Source organism: Novosphingobium sp. (genome assembly GCF_024642085.1).
Lineage (GTDB): Bacteria > Pseudomonadota > Alphaproteobacteria > Sphingomonadales > Sphingomonadaceae > Novosphingobium.
In genome coordinates, this window is sequence record NZ_JAHEBV010000001.1 from 156603 (window position 1) to 180698 (window position 24096).

Below are 24096 nucleotides of genomic sequence, written 5' to 3' on the forward strand. Positions count from 1 at the left end.
GCCCTTTACTATTCAGGAGTTTCCCATGGGTCTGTCGCTTCCGCACCTCCTCATTCTCGCGGTAGTCGTGCTCGTTCTGTTCGGGCGCGGGCGAATTTCCGAGATGATGGGCGATTTTGGCAAGGGTATCAAAAGCTTCAAGGAAGGCATGAACGACGAGGCCAACGCCCAATCGCCCATGCCGCCGGCCCAGCAGATTCCGCCGCCGCCGCCGGCCAATCAGGCCACGCTGAACGGCGATACGGTGATCGATTCCTCCTCTATCCCGCCCAAGCCCTGATTTCGCGCGGGCGCGCACCATGTTCGACATCGGCTGGGATGAAATGCTGCTTACGGCGATCATTGCGATCGTCGTCATTGGGCCCAAGGATTTACCCCGCGCCTTGCGTACGGCGGGCCAGTGGATCGCCAAGATCCGCCGCGTATCCGGCCACTTTCGCAGCGGTATCGAAACGATGATACGCGAAGCTGAGCTTGACGAAATGGAAAAGCAATGGCGCGAAAAGAACGCGGCGATAATGGAACAGACCCCGCCGGGATGGGACGCCAATGAAGCCGATCTGGTCGGCACCGATCCGGGCACCTCGCCCCTGATGACCCCGCTGCCCGCGCCCGAACCAACGCCGACGGGCGGCACTGCATCGCCCCAACTTCCGCTCGATCCGCCAAAGGCCGGCTGATGGCGTTCCAGATCCGCGATATCGACGAAAGTCAGGCACCGCTGCTCGATCACCTGATCGAACTGCGCACCCGGCTGCTCCGGTCGATCGCAGTGCTGGCGGTCGCTTTTGCTGTCTGCTTCACATTTGCGGACAAGATATTCAGCTTTCTGGTGCGCCCGCTCACCGCAGCATTTCCACCCGGACAGGGCAAGCTCATCTACACCAAGTTGTACGAAGCCTTTTTTGTCGAGATCAAGGTGGCTTTGTTTGCGGCTTTCTGTCTGGCGTTTCCGTTCATTGCTAACCAGCTGTGGGCCTTTGTCGCACCAGGTCTTTACGCTCGGGAAAAGAAGGCGTTCCTGCCGTTTCTGTTCCTGACCCCCGTGCTGTTCTTCACCGGAGCGGCACTGGCCTATTATGTCGTCATGCCAACCGCTTTCCGGTTTTTCCTCAAGTTTGAAGGAAACAAGGGCGGCCTGACTCTTGAAGCACTGCCGGGGACGGGCGATTATCTCAGCCTGGTGATGCAGTTCATCCTGGCCTTCGGGATGAGCTTTCTGCTGCCGGTGCTGCTCCTGTTGCTTAATATGGCGGGGATCGTCAGCCGCACGCAACTGTCCGGTATGCGCCGCTATGTGATTGTGGCGATCACGGCGGTGGCGGCGATCATCACTCCGCCCGACGTGGTGTCGCAGCTGATGTTGCTCGTGCCGATGTGGCTGCTGTTCGAAGGCTCGCTTCTGGTGATGTGGCTGGGCGACCGGCGCAGGACCAAGGCTGAACTGGCTGAAACCGTAACGGCTGAGGTGCCCGCCGACCAGGCCTAACGCCCGTCCACCGGAACCGGACGTTCGCGCTTGGGTGGTTCGGCTGGCGGCGCAGGCGGATTGGCCGCATCATAAACCAGCTGACCATTGACCCATGTCTGAAGTACCTTGGTGGCGCGCAGATCGGCAGGGCTGGCCAGCATCGGATCACGGTCCACCAACAGGAAATCGGCCCGCTCACCGCGCAGCAGCCGGCCAAAGCGGCCATCACCGAACCCCGCATATGCGGCATCTGCGGTATAGGCGGTCAGGGCCTGTTCGCGGGTGACTTTTTCCTGCGCCTGCCATCCGCCGAACGGCTGTCCATCGGGTCCTTGGCGCGTAATCGCGGCGGCCAGACCTGCCCAGGGATCGGGCAGCTCGACCGGCGCATCAGATCCGAACGCCAGCTTGGCGCCCGACGCGGCAATGGATTTCCATGCATAGGCACCGGCCAGCCGGTTCGGCCCCAGCCGCGCTTCGGCCATCAGCCGGTCACTTGTTTCGTGGACCGGCTGCATCGATGCGATGATCCCGTATTTGCCAAAGCGGGCGATATCGGCCGGATCGACGATCTGGGCATGCTCGATCCGCCAGCGGCGATCACCCTTGTAGGTCAGGGCCATGTCCTCGATCGCGCCGAGCAGGGCGGCGTTCGCCTCGTCCCCGATGGCGTGGACCGCGACCTGGAAATGATCGAAGGCGGCGCGGCTCATCAGGTTCTTGAGTGCGGTATCCTGCGTGATCCGCAGGCCCTTGGTTTCCGGCATGTCGGCATAGGGCGCCTTCAGGCTGGCCCCGCGCGATCCCAGCGCGCCGTCCATGTAAAGCTTGACCCCGTTCAGCCGCAGTTTGTCGTCATAAAGCCAGGGGCTGGGCCCCGGTCCGCCGATCAGCACCATGTTTTCGGTGCCCGAAGCATAGCTCATGATCCGCATCCGCAGGGCGCCATTGTCCCCCGCGCGGCGGAACGATTGCCAATCCTCGATTGTGGATCCCATGTCTGCCACGGCAGTCACGCCGCGTCTGAGCAACAGGCCCTGCGCTGTAAGCAGGGCCAGATCGCGGTCTTCTGGCCGGGGCGGGGGCACCGTCACCAGATTCATCGCATTGTCGACCAGCACGCCCGCCGGCTTGCCGCCCGGTGCGACCCGCTCGATCTTGCCGCCAGCCGGATCCTTGGTGGCTGCCGTCAGCTTGGCCAGGACCAGCGTTCGGGTGTTGGCCCAGCCGGCATGCCCATCCACGCGTTCCAGCCACACCGGGCGGTCACTGACCACGCTGTCCAGCTCGGCCGCGGTGGGAAAGCGGCCCAGCTTCCACAGTTCCTGATTCCAGCCGCGGCCCATGATCCATGGACGGTCGGGATGGGCCTTGGCATAGGCGGCGATCAGTACCTTGGCCTCGTCCAGTGATCGGGTTTCCGACAGGTCCAGCGTCAGCGCGCCAAAGCCGATCCCCATCACGTGGACGTGGGCATCGATCATGCCCGGCACCAGCACCCGGCCCTTGCCGTCGACCATGTAGTCAACCTTGCCCGGGCGCTTGTCTCCGCGTTTGAAAGTCTGGACGATCCGGCCGTCACTGCCCACCAGCAGCCCCGTAAACCGTTCAATCTGGCCCTTGGCATCGATGGTCAAGCCATCGACATTGTCGACCAGGGTATCGGCCGCCGCAGGGGCGGCCACAATGGCAGCCGCAGCTGCCAGCAACAGGTATTTCATGCCTTGCCCTTTCGCGGGAGAACACGGACCAGGGCAGATGTATCCTGCCGCCCGCCGCCGATCGCCTGAACCTGTGCGTAAATCTGGTCGATCTGCGCCGCTACCGGCAGCGACACCCCGATCGAGCGCCCTTCATCCAGCGTCAGGCCCAGATCCTTGCGCATCCAGTCAACCGCAAAGCCGAAGTCGAATTCGTCTCTGGCCATGGTGTGCCAGCGGTTGTCCATCTGCCAGCTTTGCGCCGCACCGCCCGAAATCGCCTCATAGACCTTGTCGAGATCGAGGTGGGCCGATTGGGCAAATCGCAAGGCTTCGGACAGGCTGGCGATGATCCCGGCAAAGGCGATCTGATTGACCATCTTGCAGGTCTGGCCAGACCCAGCCTTGCCGACATGGACAATCCGCTTTGTATAGGTTTCCATGATAGGGCGCGCGGCCTCCAGCGCGTCGACGCGGCCTCCGCACATCACGGTCAGCTGGCCGCTTTCCGCGCCGACCTGCCCGCCGGTCAGCGGCGCATCGACGCAGTGAACTTCAAGATCGCGCGCTTCGACCGCGATCTGGCGGGCGATCCGGGCCGATACGGTGGTATGATCGATGAACACCGCGCCGCGTCGCAGGGTAGTGAAAACGCCCATCGGCCCCAGCACAACGTCGGCCAGGTCATCATCGTTGCCCACGCAGGTCAGCACCGCATCCGCGCCCTTGGCCGCATCAGCCGGGCTTTGTGCAATGCGGATGGCAAGATCGGGGTTGGAATCCTGCCAGCGTTCGATCCGGCCCATCGAGCGATTGTACACGGTCAGGCGGTGCCCGGCGCGGGCGATGTGGCGGGCCATCGCGCCGCCCATCACACCCAGGCCCAGGAAAGATACGTTGAGCGGTTCGGTCATGGTCTGGGCTGTTTAGCGGCTTTTCAGTCAAAGCAAAGCTTGATGGGCGGCGCAAAATGCCTGTTTCCCCGCCCTGTGCTTTACGATACGGCCCGGCACGATGAAACAAACCGCCCAAACTGTGGCTGAACAGCTGACCATCGCCGATGTGCGCGCCGCGGCGACCCGCATCGACGGCGCCGTGGTGCGCACCGATTGCGATTATAGCCGGACGCTGAGCCAGATTACCGGGGCGGACATCTGGCTTAAGTTCGAGAATCTTCAGTTCACCGCCGCCTACAAGGAACGCGGCGCCTTGAACGCGCTGCTCCACCTGAACGAGGAACAGCGCGCGCGCGGTGTAATCGCGGCTTCGGCCGGCAACCACGCCCAGGGCCTGAGCTATCACGGCACCCGGCTGCATATCCCGGTAACTATCGTCATGCCGCGCACCACGCCCACGGTAAAGGTGATGCAGACCGAGGCGGTGGGCGGCAAGGTTGTGCTTGAAGGCGAAACCTTTGACGATGCCTATGCCCATGCCCGCGCGATGGAACGGCAACTGGGGCTGACCTTCATCCACCCGTTCGACGATCCGCTGGTGGCGGCCGGTCAGGGCACGGTTGCGCTGGAAATGCTGGCCGACGTGCCCGATCTGGATATGCTGGTGATCCCGGTTGGCGGGGGCGGGCTCGCCTCGGGCATGGGCACGGCGGCGCGGGCAATAAATCCCCAAATCGGCCTGATCGGGGTAGAGGCGGAACTGTTCCCCTCGATGTACAACCGCCTTAAAGGAACCGACCTGCCTTGCGGCGGCGATACCCTGGCCGAAGGCATCGCGGTTAAGGAACCGGGGGCCTTTACTTCGCGCGTCCTGGCGGGGCTGCTCGACGATATCCTGCTGGTCAGCGAGGCCTCGCTCGAAGGAGCGGTGTCGTTGCTCCTGCAGATTGAAAAGACCGTGGCCGAAGGCGCCGGCGCGGCCGGCCTTGCAGCGGTGCTGGCCTACCCAGAGCTGTTCAAGGGTCGCAAGGTCGGCATCCCGATCTGCGGCGGCAACATCGATACCCGCCTGCTTGCCAACGTGCTGCTGCGCGATCTCGCCCGCTCGGGCCGGTTAGCCCGCCTGCGCCTGACCCTGCAGGATCGCCCCGGCGCACTGTTCAAGGTGATGGAAGAGTTCAACCGCCACAACGTCAACATCATCGAGATCTACCACCAGCGGATATTTACCCACCTGCCGGCCAAGGGCCTGATCACCGACATCGAATGCGAAGCCCGCGACAAGGATCAGCTTGACGCCCTGGTCGCCGCGTTGCGGGCCAAAGGCTACGAGGTTGATCAGGTCGAGCTGGGGTAGAAAAGGCAATAACACGGGAGGCGGAAGGGACCCTTGCGGTAGCAAGCGTTACGATGCTGCGTCCGTATCGGCCCATACCGCGCAAAGATCGTTCATTAGTGTCCCCAGTTCCGGGCAGCTTTTTACCAGAGGGCGAGCCGCCGTTCCCAATCCTCCAGCGCAGCCTTCGCCGGCACCGAGCGCGGGACGATAAAGCGCGGAGACCATAGCACGATCACTGCCTTGGCGCTGCGCAGCGCGTTCTCGGTCATTTCGGCATAGGCCTGGCTTTGACGCAGCCTCTGATCTTTCAACACATCGAACCCCTCGCCTGTAAAACCCTTGGGCCAAGCGCTGCGGGAAATCGCTGTCTTCGCAATCGGAGGACAGGAGAAGGTGAGGGGCAGTCATGGCCGTGCGCCGGCGTCCCATGTCCTTGCCCGGCGGAATGTGCGGCCTGACGCGCAATACCTGCGCACGACAAGGCAGGGCCTTCGGCGATCCGGCAGTCTGCTGCACGCCGATTTTGCCGTGCGTTGGGCAACGGCGGGATCGGCACAAGCCCGTGCCGTTGTGAAAAAACGCAGTCCGTTTACCACCTTTCGTGGTTAAAAGACTTTCAACACGCAGGCAGGGGGGGCATAGTGCTCCGGTAACCTTGCAGTAAGGATGTTGCGCGACTGTGACGGCACCCGTTCGTTTTCCCCGCTTTTTCGTGACGAGCGCCGCGCCGTGCCCCTATTTGCCCGGGCGCAGCGAACGCAAGGTATTCACCGAGCTGAAAGGCCCGCACGCTGATCAGCTTAACGATGCGCTGGGCCGGATCGGTTTTCGCCGCAGCCAGACGGTCGCCTATCGCCCGTCCTGTGTTGATTGCAGCGCGTGTGTTTCGGTGCGGGTCGTCGCGGGTGAGTTTCGCGCCTCATCCACGCAAAAGCGCAACATCAAGGCGAATTCTGATCTGATTGCCGTGCCGTGCCGGCCGTGGTCAACCGTTGAGCAGTTCGACCTGCTGCAGCGCTATCTTGCCCACCGCCATCCCGGCGGCGGCATGGCCAATATGGACGAGGTCGATTTCGCCGACATGGTGGAGCATACCCCCGTCGATACCCAGATTGTTGAATACCGCGAACCGACCCCTGAAGGCTTGCCGGGCCGCTTGGTCGGCGCCTGCCTCACCGATCGTCAGGGCGACGGGCTGTCGATGATCTACAGCTTTTATGATCCAGACCATCCGTTCCGCGAAGGACTGGGCAATTACATCATCCTGGATCATATCCGCCGCGCCGCGGATGAAGGCCTGGCCTATGTCTACCTGGGTTACTGGGTCGATGGATCGGTGCGGATGCAGTACAAGGTGCGGTATCGCCCGCTTGAACGGCTGGGCCGTGACGGCTGGAGCCGGATCGACAACGACGAGCATGACCGGCTGGTTGCTGCTGCAGCGGTAATGCGCCGCGTCGATGCCCTCCCGCTTGACGGACTGACCAAGGACGGCGCCCACGGCGGGCAGGATCAGTACCGCGTCGAAGAAGTCTAGGCACCGCGTTTGTCCTTGGCGGCCGTGGCCCACGCCAACCAGCGTATTCGCCGATTTTCGTGTCCATTAGCCAGTCAGGCAGCGGCTCGATCTACCGGGCAGCAACGATACCCTGGTGTGCACGCACCATCACGCGGTCGTACCCGCTGGCAATATCCTGAACCGTATTGCTGACTGCGATGTGGGGCAGGACGCCGGTGTCGGCCTGCGGGTGTTCAGGGTAATAGCCCTTGATCGGCAAGTCGAATTCCAGACCGGTTTCCGGCAGACGCACGAAGAAGAAGGCGCCGCCGTTGATGCCGCGCATGTTGCCCCCGGTTGGTGAACCGACCAGCTTCGCCGCCCCCGATTCCCTTATCCGGCGCGCAAAACTGAATGTGGCCGAGCTGTTGACCGGGCCGACCAGCACCGCCACCGGCACGCCAATGCGCGAACCTGCGGGATGGAGGATGTCTTCGGTATCGGCTCTATCGACAATCAGGTTGCCACGCGCATCCGGCACGCCGTCTGCGCCTAGCGTGTGAAAGCCTGGATCCCAGGTATCGAGATAGGGCCGCAGGTCAGCTGGAGTTTCACGGAAAGCAACCCGGCTAAAATAACGCAGCGGCCTGAATGGCGCTGGAATAAGGTGCTGCAGGATGAAAGTGCCGCAATCAGTGCCACCTTCGTTATCACGCAAATCGATGATCAGTCCCTTGGCCCCCGCCAACGAGGCGAAGCGTTCGGCAAGCCAGGCCTGCCAGTCCCAATTGCCGCGATAGGTGACCCAGGTCGGCATCGTCAGCACCGCGACACCATCGGAGCCTACCCGCCAGTCCCACAGCACACCGTCTTCTTTGGGCTTGGCCAGCAGGGCGTTGCGGGCCGATGTGGCAACGGCAGGAAGCAGCGCAGTGCGGCGCTGTCCGGCTGGATCACGCCAGACAATCTTGTGGCCCCCAGCGTCAGGGGGAAACAGCAAGCCTTGAAAGATGTCGAATGTTTCGTGTTCGTCAGTGCCGCGCATTTCCATTTGCGCCACGCGTTTCCCATCGTTGCTGCCATCGGCGCGGGCATAGGGCAGTAACGCTCGCAGCATGGCCTCGGGCCTGCGCCCGTTGATCTGCTCGACAATGCTGCCGCGCGCTATGCCGGTAGCCGCTCCGCTATCACCCAGCACAACCATATGGCCATCGATCCAGGCGAAAGCAAAGGGCAGGCGAGTGGGGCGATCGAGCAGCGCGCCGGCCACCGTCTTGACCTGGTTGTAAGGGTTGCACTGGGTGTGGCCGCAGCGCACAGCCGCGGTCAGCCGCGACAGCGCGAGAAAACGATCGGACAGTGCGGGCCGGGCGCCCCATTCCGCGGCAAAGCGATCGAACCGCTGCGCAAACTGGCGAGGCGACTGATAGCGATACAGCCCCGGATGAAGTGCCAGCGCACGCCGCACAACGGTAGGATCGTCCAGCGCTGGCTGCGCCGACCGCAGTGGATCGGTATAAAGGGCGGTCCCGCCGGCGACGAGCGCAGCGGAGCCGGTGCGGAGAACAGAGCGGCGATCAATCATTATTGCGTGGTGCCAAATCTGCGGGTCCGCTGCGCCTCAATTCGCTTGGCGCCGCAACTATTCGCCTTTTGAGACGCGGCGCCGATAGGCCGATGGGGCCATTCCCAGCGCTGCGGCAAAGGCGCGGTTGAAGCTAGCCTTCGATCCGAAACCTTCTTCCAGCGCGATTGTCAGAAGATCGGCTGCGTCGCCTTCGCGCAGACGACTGGCGACCGCTTCGGCGCGCAGGCGGGCAATGAAGGTGGCAAAGTTGCTTCCTTCACCCTGGTTGATCGCACGGCTGAGATAGCCGGTGTTGGTGCCCAGCCGCCGCGCCAGCCGCTCCAGCGTCAGGTCAGGCTCTCGTGCCCAGCCGTTCTGCCGGACCCTGTCGGCCCATTCGCGCCCCAATGCCGCCCAATCGCGCGGTTCAGGCGCGGGCGCCAAGGCCAGATCGCCAAGCCGCGGAAAGGGCAAAGCAGCGTGGCGCCACCCCTCTATGCCCAGGAACAGGGCCGCTGCCGCGATCGCCAGATATAGCCCCATCAAGCCCTTGTACCCGAGCGGGCTGACCAGATCCCAGGCCAGATAACCGGTCCAGACGACGAACAACGTCGCCAGCGCCGCCATAGCCGCCGCCAGCCAGCGCGCGGCATAGCGCTGGGCATCGGCGCGGTGATCGCCCAGCACGGTCCTATACCGTGCCAGCAGTCCCACCGCATCGCGTCCATAACCGGCGATCTGCAAAAGCAACACAGCGCCGGTAACCGAAGCGTAGGCGGTTGACGATCTGCCGGCCCAGTCAAGCTTGGCTTCCAGCGGCAGAATGAAGCACGCGGCAAGGTAGGTGAACTGCAAAAGCGCGGGAGCAAGGTGGCGCTGCCACCGGCGCGGCAAGCCACCTTCAGTCAGGGCGCGCAGGTAAAGCCAGGCCAGCGGAGCCGCGCCCAGCGTGACCTGAAACGGAGCAAAAGTCAGCCACATCCACCGGTCGTAGAACCCCGCAAACCCGATTAGCCACGGCATGACTATTGCCGCCATCAGACACAGCAACGCCGCCAACGTTCGGTTGGCGGCGCGGTTGGCGATGGTTCGCGAGAGGGCCCCGGCCAGCGTGAGAAGCTGGATGACGGCGACAGTCAGAACTGCCGTCCGCCATCCGAAACTCAACCCTTCATCCACGCGGCAGGCGCGCCGCGGTTCAGGCGGGCAGGCCTGAAATGGCCTTCATTTCCATGAAGTCCTTGAGGCCGGCCAAGCCGCCTTCGCGGCCATTGCCCGATTGCTTGTAGCCGCCGAACGGTGCGCCAGGGCTGGGACCCCAGTTGTTGATAGCGACCATACCGGCGCGCAGCTTGCCCGCTACCGAAGCCGCTTTTGCCGGATCGCCGGTGATGGCTGCGGACAGCCCGTATTCGGTTGCATTGGCCAGTTCGATACCGGATTCCAGGTCGTCATAAGTCAGGATCGTTGCGACCGGACCAAAGATTTCCTCCTGCGCGATGCGCATGTCAGGGGTGACGTTCGAGAATACCGTCGGCTGGATATAGTAGCCGCGGTTTACCCCCGGGGGCAGATCGGTTCCGCCGGTTTCCAGCGTTGCGCCCTGATCGATCGCCGATTGGATCAGGTCCTTGATCTTGTCGTACTGTGCTTTGTTGACCACTGGGCCAAGGTGGTTGCCCTCGGCCATCGGATCACCGACCGGGGTTGCCGAATACATCGATTTGTAGAAACCGACCACTTCTGCTTCACGGTCTTTGGCAACGAGCACCTTGGTTGGCGAAATGCACGATTGCCCGGTGTTTATCAGCGGACCCATGGCAACGGCCGGCAGCTGCGTGGCCAGATCGGCATCGGGCAGAACCAGGTTGGGTGATTTGCCGCCAAGCTCCTGATGCACCCGCTTTACTGTCGGCGCGGCGGCGATGGCCACCGCGATACCGGCGCGGGTCGACCCTGTGAAGCTGACCATTTCAACGTCGGGATGGCTGCTTATCGCGTTGCCGGTGGTCGGGCCATCACCCTGCACCAGATTGAATACGCCCGGCGGCACGCCCGCAGCGTCAAGGATTTCGGCAAAGATTGCTGCGTTGGTCGGGCATTCTTCCGACGGCTTGAGCACCATGGTGTTGCCGGCGGCGAGCGAGGGCGCAACTTTGAGCGCGATCTGGTTTAGCGGCCAGTTCCACGGGGTGATCATGCCGACCACGCCGATCGGCTCGTAAGCTACCTTGTAGCCCGGGCCGTCTTCCATAAAGCTGAAGTTCTTCAGCGCTTCGATTGTGCCAAGAAAGCCGCCGATCCCCGCACCGACTTGCGCGGTCGCTGCAAAGCTGAGCGGAGCCCCCATTTCTTCGGCCATCGAAACTGCCAGATCCTGGGTGCGTTTCTTGTATTCCTCGACAATCCGGTCAAGGATCGCAAGCCGTTCTTCACGGGTAGTCTGGCTCCAGCTTGGGAACGCGCGGCGCGCAGCCGCAACGGCCTTGTCGACATCGGCCTTGGTGCCGACGCTGATCACGGCACAGGCCTCTTCCGTAGCCGGGTTGATCACCTCGCGGCGCGCACCGCCCTCGCTATCGACCCACTTGCCGTCGATGTAGTGTTGCAGCCTCTCGCGCATGATCCGAATCTCCTTAAGGGATCGATTAAACTCGGCGACAATCGGACTCGCGCCGATCAATTGCAAGATGCAATCGGTGTGCGCAGCCCCCTTATCGCTAAACTCGGGCGCCGATCCTCGTGATCAGCAGGTGCGCTAGTCAAACCTTTTTCAACAGGGTGTCGATAGGCAGTACCGCGCCGTTTGAACCCACCGTTCCTTCGCCTGTAATTTTCCCCTTCACGCCGTCGGCCGAAGTGGCGATAATTCCCTGGCTATCGCGCGCGAACGTTATGGAACCTGACCCCACGGTGCGCATCGTAACACTGCGTCCGCTTGACGCATCGATTGCTCTGCCGATGTCGGCAGTCGTCAACGTTCCTGGCAAGATGTGGTCGCGAAGGATGGCAGCCAAGGCGGCCTTCTGCTCGGGATCGCTGAGTGTCGCGCCCTTGTCGCCCAGTGCCGAGAAAGCCGCGTCTGTCGGTGCAAGCACGGTGTAGTCACCCTTGCCGCTGAACACGCCGTCCATCCCGGTGGCAGCCATCGCGCCTGTCAGCAATTTCATATCGCCGGCCTTGGCAAGCAGCGCCGAAACGCTGTCATTAGCCCCAGCTACCGTTTGTGTTGAAGGATCTGCCGACGACGTCTCCTTGTCAGTACAAGCGGCAAGCGCAAGCGCCGAGGCAGCGGCGAGAATGATGATTGTCTTTTGCATGGAAAGCATTCCCCGGCGTCAGGTCAACAGATTGATGGCGGCAGCGACGAGCTGGGTCGTGGGATCGATCTCGTACACATATCCATCACTGTAACGGTACACCGCGTCCGGACCGTCGACGTAACGGTCGCGGTAGGAAACCGGCACATTATATACGCCGTAACCTTCCGGCACACGCTGGCCGATCACAAAGGTATCACCGGTCAGCAGGGCGGCAACGGTTTCAATCGCCTGCGTCTGGGGATCAAGCCGATAAAGCGCGCCATCAAAGTACCGGTAGTCTTCGCCGAGTCCGTAATAATCGACGTAATAAGGCGAGACCGGGGTCTCAAGCCAACTTGATGGCCAGACGTTGCCGATGGCAAGCGCGCCGCCCAGCAACGGATAGTATCCCGACACCGCGCCGCCGGACCCCAGGCGGACAAGGTTGCCATCGACATACCGGTATCCGTTCAGTCCGGTCAGGCCGCGCAGGCCCCACCAGTTTGCGTCATAGCGGGTCCAGTCATCGTCAGCCTTGGCAAGCCCGGGCGGTGTGCATCCGTTATTTTTCTTCGCCAAACCGGGCGGACATCCGTCCACCAGCGATCGGCTGTCATAACCCTTCCAGTCAATCCGCGGCAACGAGGTAACACGGCCCTTGATGGCCGTTCGGGCTGAACCGCGCTCGTCACGTTCGGTCTTTGCAAACCCGGCATTGTTGCCTTGGCCGGGGTAATCGACCGGCCTTTTCCACGAATCTTCGTTGTTGCGGACGGACTGCGGCAATCCGGCGGAACGCCCCTTTTCAGTGCGGGTTTCCTTGATTGGACCACGCTCGTCAGTGCGATCGTTATCGCTGCCCCGATCTGCCTTGGCGGCCTTTCCATGTATGTCACTGTGCATCTGGCCAATTGTCAGTGCTCCGCCACCATGGCCGGCAGGGCCGTTGGCTTCGCCCTTGCCGTTTCCGCCTGGATTGGCCTGCGCCGCCGCTGTAGCCAGCGCGGCGAGCGCTATCGAAGTCAGAAACTTACGCATGAAACTCTCCTGGGTTGAGCCGCAATAACCGCCGAGCGGTAAAGCTGGTTCCCTGGAGAGCGGCTGGTTTGGCTGAGCAATGTGGGAATTGTGCGCTTTTTATCGTGCGCAGCGCATTACGTCGGCGCAGCGAAAAGCCGCCGCGTCCCGCCTACCGCAGAAGTCGGCAGGACGCGGCGACAGTTCGCCTGATGATCTGAAAATCAGGCGGACTTGCCGGGCAGGACGGTCAGGACGATTTCACCGGCGCTGTGTCCCTGCGCGATCTGGCGCTGGCGTTCGATGTCTTGTGCAGTATGTGCCATCCTATCGTACACATCCTGATCAGGCGCGACGATCAGATAGGCGCGAACCTGCATCGCGCGATTCGCTGCTGCCGGATAGGGCGCCACGGCATTCAGGCGCCGGACGGCCCATTTTGCCACGCGATCAACCTGAATGTCTCCAGACGATCGGGCCAAGGCAACTTCGTCAGCGCGGCCCTGCTCATCCAGACGGAACGTGATGGCAGCGATCCCGCCCGAACCTCGCATGTAGCGGGCCAAGCCGTTGCGCAAGCCATCATCGAGGTTGCGGGAAAGGCTCTTCGACAGATCCACCTTCCACTGGGAAGCTGTGACCTGACGGCTTTTGACGACAATCGGATCGTCGGCGAAAGCGGCGGCGGGGATAAATGCAGACAAGCAGAGGCTGGCAGCACAAGCTGCAGTTAGAGCGAGTTTCATTCTTAAAAATCCTTCCTGTGACGATGCGGACGCGACCCCGATGTCCACGGGTTAGTCAGCTTCTCTTATGTCTCAGATCGAAGGCGAGGCGGCGTGCGCTCTGCGGATCACGCGCTGTCCCTGGTGCTGAAAATCGCTCTTTTGTTGCGGCAGGTCAAGGTCGGAAAGTTCAAAAGTTGCCTAATATCGACGAACGGCGAAATAGGCCCGACGTGCCGGCCATACCGCCAGACCGGCGACATGACGTCAGCGGTTGTAGAGTTCGGCTTCGGCCGCGCGCCGCCTGACAAGTCCTGGAAGGCGCCGTCCGCCTGCCTGAACCCATTTGCCAAACTCACGCGATGCCGCAGCGTGATCGCCAGCACGGTGCAGCTTTGTCAGCGTTGCGCGTCTGATTGCGCCAGTGTTGTAGTGGAAGCTGACCATGGCATCGAACTGGGCCGCTGAAGTCGGCGATGTGCCGATCGCAGCGCTCACCTCGGCCGCATAGCGCGCCAGATCACTGGCCAGTCGTTCGTCGCATTGCTGCTGCGTCCACACTAACCCCTGCACGATCCCCGCACCGGTCGCTCCCCAGCCGATGGTCCAGGGATGTCCGCCGCTGCCCGGGTCCGGATAGGCGCCAAAGCAGCCGTCGGTCCGCTTTCGGGCACATCCTTCGAAGCGCTTTACGAGGACAATTCCCGCGGGTCCGATCTGGCGAATGGCCGGCCGGGGATTTGCCGGACCGGCGGTGGCGGGCGATTTAACGACAATTGCGGGTACTGTGCACTTTGGGCGCGCTTTCATCCGGCGCAGGGCATCAAAGAAATCCAGAGAAAAGGGCATGTAAGAAGATCCATTACGCGGTTAAATAACCAATATGGATAACTGCTTTATTGTAGGAAACCAAAAAAGTGATTTTCAAAAGTGCGAGAAAACCGCGACCAGCCCGAAGGCTGGCCGCGGTGCGACCCGAAGGCGGGTAAGCTTAAAAGCCAGTCTGGCGTTTTGAATCCGAGCCGGATCCTTCCGGCCAGCTCCCGCACCGTCAGCGTCCGGAAACCGGGTGCTGGCAGCGGTGCCTTCCACGCGGCGGCGCCCTATGCGCAGGTCGGCGGCTTTGAAAACGAATTCGGAAATGTATTCGAATGCATTGTGCGGGTTTCACCACATTGCAAATAATCTTCCCGGCTTGCCGTGCCGTTCGAAATTTTATGATCTGCAAGCACGTCCTGCCAAAGCAAAGGGCGCTGCGATTCCCCGCAGCGCCCTTCATTTGCTCTGATCAGGGGATCAGTAGCTGTAGTACATGTCGAATTCGACCGCGGAGGGCGTCGTTTCCCAGCGCAGCACTTCGGGCCACTTCAGTTCGATGTAGGCATCGATCTGATCCTTGGTGAACACGCCGCCTTGCAACAGGTAGTCGTAATCGGCCTCAAGGCTTTCCAGCGCTTCACGTAGCGAACCGCACACGGTCGGGACCTCGGCCAGTTCAGCCGGGGGCAGGTCGTAAAGGTTCTTGTCCATCGCTTCGCCCGGATGGATCTTGTTCTTGATCCCGTCGAGCCCGGCCATGAACAGCGCGGCATAGCACAGGTATGGGTTGGCCATCGCATCAGGAAAACGGAATTCGACCCGCTTGGCCTTGTCGCCCGCACCATAAGGAATCCGGCACGAGGCCGAGCGGTTACGCGCCGAATAGGCCAGCAGCACCGGTGCTTCGTAACCCGGAACCAGCCGCTTGTAGCTGTTGGTGGTGGGGTTGGTGAAAGCGTTCAGCGACTTGGCGTGCTTGATAACGCCGCCGATGAAATAGAGGCACATGTCGGACAGACCGGCATAGCCGTTCCCGGCGAACAGTGGCTTGCCGCCATCCCAGATCGACATGTGGGTGTGCATGCCCGATCCGTTGTCCTTCATGATCGGCTTGGGCATGAACGTGGCGGTCTTGCCGTATGCCTGGGCGACCTGGTGGACGACGTACTTGTAAACCTGCATGCGGTCAGCGGTCTGCACCAGGGTGCCGAAGGTCAGCCCCAGTTCGTGCTGAGCGCTGGCAACTTCGTGGTGGTGCTTGTCGCACGGCAATCCCATTTCAAGCATGGTCGAGACCATCTCGCCGCGGATGTCCATGCAGCTGTCGACCGGCGCAACCGGGAAATAGCCACCCTTGGCACGGGGGCGGTGGGCCAGGTTGCCAGCTTCGTACTTGGTATTCGAATTGGTCGGCAGTTCGATGTCGTCGATACGGAAGCCATTGCCGTCGTACCCGTCATAAAACCGCACATCGTCAAACATGAAAAACTCGGCCTCGGGACCGACGTAGATCGTATCGCCAATGCCGGTCGACTTCAGATAGGCTTCGGCGCGCTTGGCGGTCGAACGTGGGTCGCGCGCGTAAAGATCACCGGTCGAAGGCTCGACGATATCGCAGTTGATTATCATCATCGGGGTCGCGCTGAACGGATCAATGAATACCGAATCCAGATCCGGCTTCAGGATCATGTCGGATTCGTTGATCGCCTTCCAGCCTTCGATCGACGATCCGTCAAACATCAGACCGTCTTCCAGTTCGTCCTCGCCCATCACGACCGAGCACATCGTCAGATGCTGCCATTTGCCCTTGGGATCGGTGAAGCGCAGATCGACCCATTCGATCTCCTCTTCCTTGATCCGCTTGATGATGTCCTTTGCCTTGGCCATTTGTGTGTCCTTTGCGATCCCCTAATGCGCAGCGGCAGGGGAGTTAGTGAAATCCTGGTATGCCCTAGATTGCGTCTTCGTCACGTTCGCCAGTACGAATGCGCAGCGCGCTTTCGATTGCGGTCACGAAGATCTTGCCGTCCCCGATCCGTCCGGTCTGCGCCGCGCCGGCAATCGCTTCGACCACGCGTTCGGCCAGCGCATCGGCAACCACCACCTCAAGCTTAACCTTCGGCAGGAAATCGACGACGTACTCGGCCCCGCGGTACAGTTCGGTATGGCCTTTCTGTCGGCCAAATCCCTTGGCCTCGGTCACGGTGATGCCTGATACCCCGACTTCGTGAAGCGCTTCCTTCACTTCGTCGAGCTTGAACGGCTTGATGATCGCTTCGATCTTCTTCACGTAAATCCCCCGCGCGGAAAACCGGCACCGCCACTGCGGGCCGGGTAATCGTTTGCTGCACGCTTTCGAGGTTCAAGAATCGTGCCAGCTGTTGTCCACCTCCCCTAGGGCAAGTGTGCAGATGCGAAAAGAGTGGAATCGCAAGATTTGGTTGGATTTCGCGCACAAACGGTACGATAAATACGCTCGCGGTTGCTCAAACTTGCTCAACTTTTCAGCAAGCCTGCCTAATAATTAGGCACTAAAGCGCAAGCCCGTCGATTTCAGGCAAGCCCGCCATGATATTCAGGCTTTGTACGGCTGCGCCGCTGGCGCCCTTGCCCAGGTTGTCGAGCACCGCGACCAGCCGCGCCTGATTACCATCGCGGCTACCGTAAACGTACAGGTCAAGCCGGTCGGACGGCTTGGCCGATACGCGCAGCAGCAGTTCGTCCGGGGTTTCCTCGTGAACCCGCACAACCGGTGATCCAGCATAGAAATCAACCAGGCAATCACGCAGTCCATCGGTTGGCGCGGCATGCTCCATCGCCGCAAGGTGAACGGGCACTTCAACCACCATGCCGCGGTGCGCCGGTACGACCGCTGGTGCAAACAGCGGCATTTGGGCAAGGCCGGCATACCGCTGCATTTCGGCCACGTGCTTGTGTCCCATGGACAGGCCATAATCGCGATAGGCAATGTCGCCATCTGCCTCGAACCGGTCGATCAGCGCCTTGCCGCCGCCCGAATAGCCAGAAACCGCGTGACAGGTGTAGGGCCAGCTTCCCGGGAGCAGACCCTTGCGCACCAGCGGCGCGAGCAGGGCGAGAAAGCCCGTAGGATAGCATCCGGGATTGCTGACGCGGGCTGCGCCGGCGATCTTGTCGCGGCCGATCAGCTCGGGAAAGCCGTAGGTCCAGCCATCTGCGACACGGTGTGCGCTCGACGCATCAATTATCCGCACGTTCGCCCCCTCGGCCAGGGCCACCGCCTCGCGCGCAGCATCGTCGGGCAGGCACAGCACGGCAAAATCGGCGGCATGATAGGCATCGCGCCGCGCGTCCGCGCTTTTGCGCTGGTTGTCATCAAGGAGGATCAGCTCGAACGCCGTGCGGCCGTGCAGCCGTTCGACTATTTCAAGTCCGGTGGTACCGGCCGCTCCATCGATGAAAATCCGGCCGGTCACGTCGCAGACAGGGCTTCGAGCGGTACGTAACCGACGCAGCCGTCATCACCGATCTGGCCCCAGGCCCAGCCGCCCGCCATGTCGAGCACGTTGAACAGAGAATTGCCGACCAGCACGTCTCGCACTTCGGCATCATGGCTGTTGGACACAAGCAGCTTTGCCCCGGCGGGGACGACCGTGCGCGGCATCGGAACGACATAGTGCGGCACGAACACCCGGCCAGCCAGGCGAATATGCGCCAGATCACCGCGCACCGGCCAATGCGCCGCGTCAAGCTTCTCGCTTGGACCGGAAAGGCGCAACTGTTCGGTCGGGATGGCACTGGCTGGCAAAGTATCGGGCCCCTGAAACTGGAAGATCGGGCGCTTAGCGCTCCCAGACTCCTCTATCAAGCTATCCATACCGAGCCTTTAACATCCCCCAGGCTGCGCGCAGACCCAGGGCGTCGCCGCCTTTGGGCCGGCCGGGCTTGGCTGCGGGGCGCCAGGCAAAGGTGTCGAAATGGGCCCAGTCCGTTCCTTCGGGCACGAACCGGTCGAGGAACATCGCAGCGACTGTCGCCCCGGCAAAGCCATTGCCCCCGGCATTGCCAAGATCGGCTACGTCGCTTTTCAAGTATTCTGCATAGCCGCCGTGCAGCGGCAAGCGCCAGCACGGATCGTCGGCGGCGTTGCCGCAGGACAGCAGCTGTTCAGCGGTCTTATCCTGCCGGGTGAACAACGCGGGCAGGTCCGGTCCCAAAGCGACCCGTGCCGCGCCGGTAAGAGTGGCGAAATCGATCACCAGCGCCGGGTCTTCCTCGCCCGCGCGGGTTAATGCATCGCCCAGCACCAGGCGCCCTTCGGCATCGGTGTTGCCAATCTCAACGCTCAGCCCTTTGCGGCTGCGCAGCACGTCGCCGGGGCGAAAGGCATTGCCTGAAATTGCATTCTCCACCGCCGGGATCAGCAGGTGCAGCCGCACTTTCAGCTTGTGCTGCATGATCAGGCTGGCCAGCGCCAGGGCATGCGCGGCGCCGCCCATATCCTTCTTCATCAGCAGCATGCCCGCCGCTGGCTTGATATCGAGCCCGCCTGAATCGAAGCACACGCCTTTGCCGACAATCGCGACCTTGGGATGCTGGGGATCGCCCCAGTGCAGTTCGATCAGGCGCGGGGCGTGGCTGCGCGCAGCGGCCCGGCCGACGGCGTGAACCATGGGAAAGCCGCGCTCAAGTGCATCGCCGGTAGTCACCTTGAACTCGGCTTGATGGGCCTTGGCGATCAGTTGGGCTTCGTGTTCCAGCTGTGCCGGGCCCATGTCCTCGGCTGGTGTGTTGACCAGATCGCGAACCAGTGCAGTGGCAGCGCCTTCCGCGATTGCCGGCTCAATCGCCTTGACCCCCTTGGTCAGCAGAACGCGCGGACCATCGGGTTCGCTGTCGCTGCGATAGCGGTCAAAACGGTACTGCCCGGTTACCCAGCCAAGCAAGGCCGCAGCCGGATCTCCGTTCGCACAGCGGTAGGTGCCGGACGGCAGGACTTCGGCCAATCTGGCCATGCACCAGGTTGAAAGGCTGGCGGCGCAGGCCACGCCTGCGGCCACGATCCAGCCATCGCCATCGGGCAGGACCGCGTGGGTATGCGGGTCGGCGGCAAACTTGTGGGCCTGGGCGGCGGAACGCTGCGGCGCGCTGAGGATTTTGAGGAAATCGTCCAGCCCGTCCTTGTCGACCAAGTGGATGGCGATCGCGGACTGGTCACGGTCGGGCTGGATCAAAGCGGTCTTGTCGGTCATGGTGAGGCGTTCTTGCCGCAGCTTGGCGGTCTATGCGAGAGGAATTGTCCAAAATGCGTAGCCGGCTGATAGTTGCTGCCTTGTTGGCCGCAGCCGGGTGCAAGGGCCATACTGAACCGCAGGACGCTGGTTCGGCCCCGCCGGCTCAGGCTGCTGCGCCCGCTGCGACTGCCCGCGCGAGCGCTGCGGCATCATCAGGGCAGGGAACCGCCCGCGCCGTAGCGGACACGAATGACCTTTACGAGTTCGCCTATGCGTATCCTGCGGCAGCTGGCGCGATTCCGGCGCTGAAAAATTGGCTCGACTCCGATCTGGACGCGCAGAAAGCCAAATTGATCAAAGGTGCCCGGGACTGGCAGGCCGAGGCAAAACGGGGCGGCCTTCCCTATCACGCCTATGTTCATTCGACGAAGTGGCAAGTGGTCACGGATCTGCCTGGCTGGCTGTCGCTGTCGGCGCAGCGCTGGGAATATCTGGGCGGGGCGCACGGCAATCCGTGGTCGGATGGGCTGCTATGGGACAAGGGCGCCGGGGTAACGCGCGGCGCGCTTGACCTGTTCACATCCCCGGCGGCGCTGTCGGCCGCGATCCGCCAGGATTTCTGCGCGGAAATTGACCGCCAGCGCGGCAGCAAGCGCGGCGTTCCGGTCAAACCGGGCAGCAACGAAGAGTTTACCGAGTGCATCGATCCGGTCAAATCGCAGATCATCCTGGGATCAGGCGACCACCAGCACTTCACCCGGCTGGGGGTGCTGGTGAACCCGTATGAGGCAGGACCCTTTGCCGAAGGAAACTACGAAGTGACGCTGCCGGTCACCGCAGCAGTGCTGGCCGCGATCAAACCCGCGTATCGCGGCGCCTTCGCACAGGCGCGCTGAACCCTCGCAATTTGGCGCAGCGGTTGCTATGTAGCGGGCCATGACGATGTACCAGACCGTTGCCGATACCGAGACCGTCCTGCGCGACGGCACAATCAAGCTGCATGGCCCCGGCGCCTTCGAAGGGATGCGCAGGGCGGGCCGGCTGGCGGCCGAAATACTGGACACGATGGCTGATCTCGTCCAGCCGGGGGTGACCACCGGGCAGATTGACGATGTGGTCCGTCAGATGACGCTGGATGGCGGCGCGGTGCCCGCGACGCTGGGCTATCGCGGTTTTGCCCATTCGTGCTGCACCTCGATCAACAACGTGATCTGCCACGGCATCCCGGGTGACAAGGTGCTGCGCGACGGCGATATCATCAACATCGACGTTACCCCGCTGCTGGATGGCTGGCACGGCGATAGCAGCCGGATGTACCTGGTCGGCGACGTATCCTTGAAAGCGCGGCGCCTGGTTGATGTAACCTATGAATGCCTGATGATCGGGATCGACAAGGCCAAGCCCGGCGAGCGGCTGGGCGATATTGGCGCAGCCATCCAGGCCCATGCCGAAAAGCACCGCTACGGCGTGGTGCGCGAGTTTTGCGGCCACGGGCTGGGCCGCCTGTTCCACGATGCCCCCGAAGTGATCCACGCCGCCCGCGCCGGCACCGGGCCGGAACTGAAGCCGGGGATGTTTTTCACCATCGAACCGATGATCAATCTGGGCAAGGCCGGGGTGCGGATGATGGAAGACGGCTGGACCGCCGTAACCCGCGACCGCTCGCTCTCGGCCCAGTTCGAACATTCGATCGGGATTACAGAGACCGGGTGCGAGGTGTTTACGGCGAGCCCGAAGGGGTTGGATAAGCCGCCTTATTGAGGCGACAAAATTCAGGTATCACAAGCCAAATGTTCGATCTTTGGCGGCCCTTCGCGCCCATTCCTCGAATGCAATAGTTTGTTCCCGTATATGTTGAGCATGTGAATTGCTAGGATTGACCAACGATTTTGTTGCCGCACCTTCATAAACGTTCAATGTCCAATCGAGGACGATTCCGTCTTTTGCTGAGTATTTTGCTGCACCGTCCTTTGGGTTCGACTGAAGAGGGATTTCGTAAGATACAAGTCTATGTGTTTCTTGCAAAATTTTCGTTCGTAGGCGTTCGTCTGCCTGGTCTTCACTCGCTTGGCTGAGTAGTCTATTTCGCTGCTCTAAGTAATCCTGTTGACGACAGAACTCTTCGCATTTCGGTGTGAGTGAGACACCTGCCCAAGCTTGACTTGCTTCCCACAAGTAAGCGTCCTCAAGCGCTTCGCCCAAAATTATCTCACCGCGAAGCAAAAAGTCACCGTGCCCGATCGCTCCACGATATGGTGCATTTGAACCAAATCCAGATGCGATCAGTTGAGATGAGGCAAAAACAATTTTTAGAAATGACAGGAGCGTATCATCCTGTGTCCAGTATATGACAGTATCCGAAAAAACACGATATCCTAGGCTGCTAACATCAAAATCAGGAACACTAAATTGTCTTTCGCCTCTGATCTCATGCTTGAATTTTCCTGCTGCAGAATACTGAATCATGGGAAGGGCGCTGCGCTCAAATTTCTGCATCAATCCCGCAGTTCCCAATTTTTGGCGCATCGCTTTGAACCCAACGATGTCAAACAACGCCACGAAACAAGTTGGGATTTCAAAGGTCATTATTGCGTCCCAATCTCGCTGCTGACAGCCATTTCGCTATCCCCTCCCAGCCCTGATCGCTGCCCCGCCGGCAAACGGTGCAATCGCCAGCAGCACCAAACTCACCGCACCGCACAGCGCCAGCCCGCTTTGGCCCCCCGTCGCCAGGCTGCCCGCGCCGAAGACCAGCAGCGGGACGGCGAGCGGGATCACCAGCAGTCCGCCCAGGGCCGCGCCGCCGCGCAGGCCTGCGGTCAGCGCGGCGACGGTGACGCCGAGTGCGGCGAGGCCCGGGGTGCCGAGCAGCAGGCCCAGTTCAACCGTGCGCAAAGTCGCTCCGTCGATCCCGACCAGCGCTGCGCCGGGAAGGGCGGCGAGCATCAACGGCGGCGCGAAGCTGAGCCAGTGGGCCAGCACCCGCACCGCAACCACCGCTTCCTCACTGATCCCGCGCAGCGCCCACTGGTCGAACAGGCCCAGTTCAAGATCAGGCTCGATCAGCCGGTCAAGCGGCAGGATCGCGGCGAGCAGCGCAGCGATCCACAGCACCCCGCCGCCGGTCCGCGCCAGCACCGGCGCGTCGGGCCCGACCGCAAAGGGGAACAGCATTGCCACCGCCACGAAGAACAGCACCGGCAGCAGTGCCCCGCCGCGCCGCCCGCCCAGCAGCAACTGCTTCAGGTCACGCGCGAGCAGGGCAACGAGGATGCTCATGCCGCGAAATCCCTGAGATCTAGCCGCGCAATGCCCGCCAGCGTGAACGGCTGGTGCGAAGCGATGACGCAGATCCCGCCGCCGCGGCAATGTTCCGCAGCAAGCGCTTCAACAAGGGCGACGCCGCGCGAATCAAGCCCGTTAAGCGGTTCATCAAGCAGCCACAGCGGCGCGCGCTGGCCGATCAGCCGGGCAAGCGCGGCGCGCTTTTTCTGCCCGGTTGAAAGGTAGCGAACTGGCACGTCCAGCAGGTCACCAAGCCCCAGCCGCATGGCCTGGTTGTCCTCTGGCCCGTCGAGCTTCTGCCAGAAGGCCAGGGCGCGGCCCAAAGGCAGGTGCGGATCAAGCGCAGGGCGTTCGTCGAGCAGGGCCGCTGCGCATTGGCGGTTCACCGTTCCGGCAAAGGCTGGCAAAAGCCCTGCCAGAATGCGGATCAGGCTGGATTTGCCCGTCCCGTTGGCGCCGGTCAATTGCAGGGCTGCCCCGCCTTCCAGCGCAAAGTCCACGTTCTGGAACAGCAGCCGGTCGCCCCGCTGGCAGGCTATATTCGATGCGGTCAGGCGGGCCCCTTGCATGGCCACGCCGGATAGGGGAAAGCTGCGGCCCTGCCAAGGAGAGCCGCGCATGTCCGTACACCGTCTCAGCGAACCCGAAATCGCCGCGATGCTGGCCGAGTTTCCAGGCTGGGAACTGCGCGGCGATGGCCACGCGATCGAGCGGACGCTTGAGTTTGCCGATTTCAACCAGGCCTTCGGCTTCATGACCCGCGTCGCGCTTTATGCCGACAAGGTCGATCACCACCCCGAATGGTCCAACGTCTACAACCGCGTGCAGATCACCCTGACCACTCACGACGCCGGGGGGCTGAGCACGCGCGATGCCGCGATGGCCCGCGCGATCGAGGGTTTTCTCTGAAGCCTACTTTGCCAGCGGACGCACCCGCTTGCGGTTGAACCGGCGCATGCTGCCGGGCATCCACCGCGCAGCGAAGGCGCCGCGGCGCGCGGTCTTGCCGACATAGGTGTGCAGCGCCGTGCCGTTGACTGCCGCCCAGGCTGCATCTCCGACGGCGGACACGGGCGTAATTTCAAGCCCGGCGGCAACAACTTGCTCACGGATGCCGCTGTTGGTGCCAGCGTTGGGTGCCATATCGATCAGCGGCGTGTCGATGAAACCGGGCATCAGGTCTGCCACCTTGATGCCGTCCTGGAACCATTCGGCGTCAAGGCTTTCGGTCAGCGCGCGCACTCCGAACTTGGTCGCCGAATAG

General features: G+C 62.1%; 27 protein-coding genes. 8 read left to right on the forward strand and 19 right to left on the reverse strand.

The genetic code is table 11. From position 1 onward, the window contains the following. Positions 1–25 precede the first annotated feature (25 nt). The 3 genes from tatA to tatC are packed head-to-tail and all read left to right on the forward strand — an operon-like array spanning position 26 to position 1489. Positions 26–280 carry a twin-arginine translocase TatA/TatE family subunit gene (gene tatA, locus Q0L62_RS00785; protein WP_296675031.1) on the forward strand — a complete coding sequence of 85 codons (255 nt, stop codon included), beginning with the start codon at positions 26–28 and terminating at the stop codon, positions 278–280. 19 nt (positions 281–299) lie between these two features. Next, a complete protein-coding gene (gene tatB, locus Q0L62_RS00790; RefSeq protein ID WP_296675034.1) occupies positions 300–680 on the forward strand; it encodes a Sec-independent protein translocase protein TatB in 381 nt (126 codons plus the stop codon). Then, positions 680–1489: a twin-arginine translocase subunit TatC gene (tatC, locus tag Q0L62_RS00795; protein ID WP_296675037.1), complete on the forward strand. Its 810-nt coding sequence runs from the start codon at positions 680–682 to the stop codon at positions 1487–1489. Before tatB ends, tatC begins: the two co-directional genes overlap by 1 nt. Here tatC and Q0L62_RS00800 read toward each other — a convergent pair. Both Q0L62_RS00800 and Q0L62_RS00805 read right to left on the reverse strand, forming a co-directional pair. Further along, positions 1486–3192: an amidohydrolase gene (locus tag Q0L62_RS00800; protein ID WP_296675040.1), complete on the reverse strand. Its 1707-nt coding sequence runs from the start codon at positions 3190–3192 to the stop codon at positions 1486–1488. The two genes, tatC and Q0L62_RS00800, sit on opposite strands and share 4 nt — an antisense overlap. Continuing rightward, entirely contained in the window at positions 3189–4085 is an 897-nt protein-coding gene (locus Q0L62_RS00805) for an NAD(P)-dependent oxidoreductase (protein ID WP_296675043.1), read from the reverse strand. The genes Q0L62_RS00800 and Q0L62_RS00805 overlap by 4 nt, the downstream gene beginning before the upstream one ends. A gap of 100 nt (positions 4086–4185) precedes the next feature. On the opposite strand from Q0L62_RS00805, the gene Q0L62_RS00810 reads away from it, so the two are divergent. Then, positions 4186–5424: a threonine ammonia-lyase gene (locus Q0L62_RS00810; RefSeq protein ID WP_296675046.1), complete on the forward strand. Its 1239-nt coding sequence runs from the start codon at positions 4186–4188 to the stop codon at positions 5422–5424. Positions 5425–5546: 122 nt separating this feature from the next. Here the strand turns inward: Q0L62_RS00810 and Q0L62_RS00815 are convergent, their stop codons facing one another. Further along, positions 5547–5717, reverse strand: a complete 171-nt coding sequence (locus Q0L62_RS00815; RefSeq protein WP_296675048.1) for a hypothetical protein — start codon at positions 5715–5717, stop codon at positions 5547–5549. Positions 5718–6085: 368 nt separating this feature from the next. On the opposite strand from Q0L62_RS00815, the gene Q0L62_RS00820 reads away from it, so the two are divergent. After that, positions 6086–6943 carry an arginyltransferase gene (locus Q0L62_RS00820; RefSeq protein WP_296675051.1) on the forward strand — a complete coding sequence of 286 codons (858 nt, stop codon included), beginning with the start codon at positions 6086–6088 and terminating at the stop codon, positions 6941–6943. Positions 6944–7034: 91 nt separating this feature from the next. Here Q0L62_RS00820 and Q0L62_RS00825 read toward each other — a convergent pair whose 3' ends face one another. From Q0L62_RS00825 to Q0L62_RS00880, 12 genes are all read right to left on the reverse strand, one after another. Further along, positions 7035–8489: a S41 family peptidase gene (locus Q0L62_RS00825; RefSeq protein WP_296675054.1), complete on the reverse strand. Its 1455-nt coding sequence runs from the start codon at positions 8487–8489 to the stop codon at positions 7035–7037. 57 nt (positions 8490–8546) lie between these two features. Beyond that, on the reverse strand, positions 8547–9650 hold the full coding sequence (locus Q0L62_RS00830; RefSeq protein ID WP_296675056.1) for a helix-turn-helix domain-containing protein: 1104 nt from the start codon (positions 9648–9650) through the stop codon (positions 8547–8549). Between the two features lie 19 nt (positions 9651–9669). After that, entirely contained in the window at positions 9670–11094 is a 1425-nt protein-coding gene (locus Q0L62_RS00835; RefSeq protein ID WP_296675059.1) for an aldehyde dehydrogenase family protein, read from the reverse strand. A 139-nt stretch (positions 11095–11233) separates the two neighbouring features. Continuing rightward, positions 11234–11791: a fasciclin domain-containing protein gene (locus Q0L62_RS00840; protein ID WP_296675061.1), complete on the reverse strand. Its 558-nt coding sequence runs from the start codon at positions 11789–11791 to the stop codon at positions 11234–11236. Between the two features lie 18 nt (positions 11792–11809). After that, on the reverse strand, positions 11810–12811 hold the full coding sequence (locus tag Q0L62_RS00845) for a hypothetical protein (protein ID WP_296675063.1): 1002 nt from the start codon (positions 12809–12811) through the stop codon (positions 11810–11812). A 203-nt stretch (positions 12812–13014) separates the two neighbouring features. Further along, entirely contained in the window at positions 13015–13536 is a 522-nt protein-coding gene (locus tag Q0L62_RS00850; RefSeq protein ID WP_296675066.1) for an energy transducer TonB, read from the reverse strand. Between the two features lie 246 nt (positions 13537–13782). Further along, positions 13783–14364: a lysozyme gene (locus Q0L62_RS00855; RefSeq protein ID WP_296675069.1), complete on the reverse strand. Its 582-nt coding sequence runs from the start codon at positions 14362–14364 to the stop codon at positions 13783–13785. Positions 14365–14811: 447 nt separating this feature from the next. Next, positions 14812–16221 (reverse strand): type I glutamate--ammonia ligase, encoded by a 1410-nt coding sequence (gene glnA, locus Q0L62_RS00860; RefSeq protein ID WP_296675072.1) that lies wholly within the window; start codon positions 16219–16221, stop codon positions 14812–14814. 64 nt (positions 16222–16285) lie between these two features. Continuing rightward, positions 16286–16624, reverse strand: coding sequence for a P-II family nitrogen regulator (locus Q0L62_RS00865; RefSeq protein WP_296675074.1), 339 nt, complete (start codon positions 16622–16624; stop codon positions 16286–16288). A 241-nt stretch (positions 16625–16865) separates the two neighbouring features. Further along, positions 16866–17789, reverse strand: a complete 924-nt coding sequence (argC, locus tag Q0L62_RS00870) for an N-acetyl-gamma-glutamyl-phosphate reductase (protein ID WP_296675077.1) — start codon at positions 17787–17789, stop codon at positions 16866–16868. Continuing rightward, positions 17786–18190 (reverse strand): SH3 domain-containing protein, encoded by a 405-nt coding sequence (locus Q0L62_RS00875; RefSeq protein WP_296675079.1) that lies wholly within the window; start codon positions 18188–18190, stop codon positions 17786–17788. The genes argC and Q0L62_RS00875 overlap by 4 nt, the downstream gene beginning before the upstream one ends. Further along, complete coding sequence (locus Q0L62_RS00880; protein WP_296675082.1) at positions 18183–19565, reverse strand: M17 family metallopeptidase; 1383 nt, start codon at positions 19563–19565, stop codon at positions 18183–18185. Before Q0L62_RS00880 ends, Q0L62_RS00875 begins: the two co-directional genes overlap by 8 nt. Positions 19566–19618: 53 nt before the next feature. Here Q0L62_RS00880 and Q0L62_RS00885 point away from each other — a divergent pair, with 53 nt between their 5' ends. Next, positions 19619–20443: a DUF4163 domain-containing protein gene (locus tag Q0L62_RS00885; protein WP_296675083.1), complete on the forward strand. Its 825-nt coding sequence runs from the start codon at positions 19619–19621 to the stop codon at positions 20441–20443. Positions 20444–20483: 40 nt separating this feature from the next. Then, positions 20484–21308, forward strand: a complete 825-nt coding sequence (map, locus tag Q0L62_RS00890; RefSeq protein ID WP_296675087.1) for a type I methionyl aminopeptidase — start codon at positions 20484–20486, stop codon at positions 21306–21308. A gap of 18 nt (positions 21309–21326) precedes the next feature. Here map and Q0L62_RS00895 read toward each other — a convergent pair whose 3' ends face one another. Genes Q0L62_RS00895 through ccmA form a run of 3 tightly spaced genes read right to left on the reverse strand, consistent with a single transcriptional unit; the run spans position 21327 to position 23452 of the window. Next, positions 21327–22133 carry a hypothetical protein gene (locus Q0L62_RS00895; protein ID WP_296675090.1) on the reverse strand — a complete coding sequence of 269 codons (807 nt, stop codon included), beginning with the start codon at positions 22131–22133 and terminating at the stop codon, positions 21327–21329. Between the two features lie 36 nt (positions 22134–22169). Beyond that, positions 22170–22826 (reverse strand): heme exporter protein CcmB, encoded by a 657-nt coding sequence (locus tag Q0L62_RS00900; protein WP_296675091.1) that lies wholly within the window; start codon positions 22824–22826, stop codon positions 22170–22172. Next, on the reverse strand, positions 22823–23452 hold the full coding sequence (gene ccmA / locus Q0L62_RS00905; protein WP_367183235.1) for a heme ABC exporter ATP-binding protein CcmA: 630 nt from the start codon (positions 23450–23452) through the stop codon (positions 22823–22825). Before ccmA ends, Q0L62_RS00900 begins: the two co-directional genes overlap by 4 nt. On the opposite strand from ccmA, the gene Q0L62_RS00910 reads away from it, so the two are divergent. Then, on the forward strand, positions 23451–23741 hold the full coding sequence (locus tag Q0L62_RS00910) for a 4a-hydroxytetrahydrobiopterin dehydratase (protein ID WP_296675093.1): 291 nt from the start codon (positions 23451–23453) through the stop codon (positions 23739–23741). The genes ccmA and Q0L62_RS00910 overlap by 2 nt on opposite strands. Positions 23742–23744: 3 nt before the next feature. Here Q0L62_RS00910 and Q0L62_RS00915 read toward each other — a convergent pair. Next, positions 23745–24096, reverse strand: a 352-nt coding sequence (locus tag Q0L62_RS00915) for an SDR family NAD(P)-dependent oxidoreductase (protein WP_296675096.1), incomplete at its 5' end; no start/stop codon positions are given.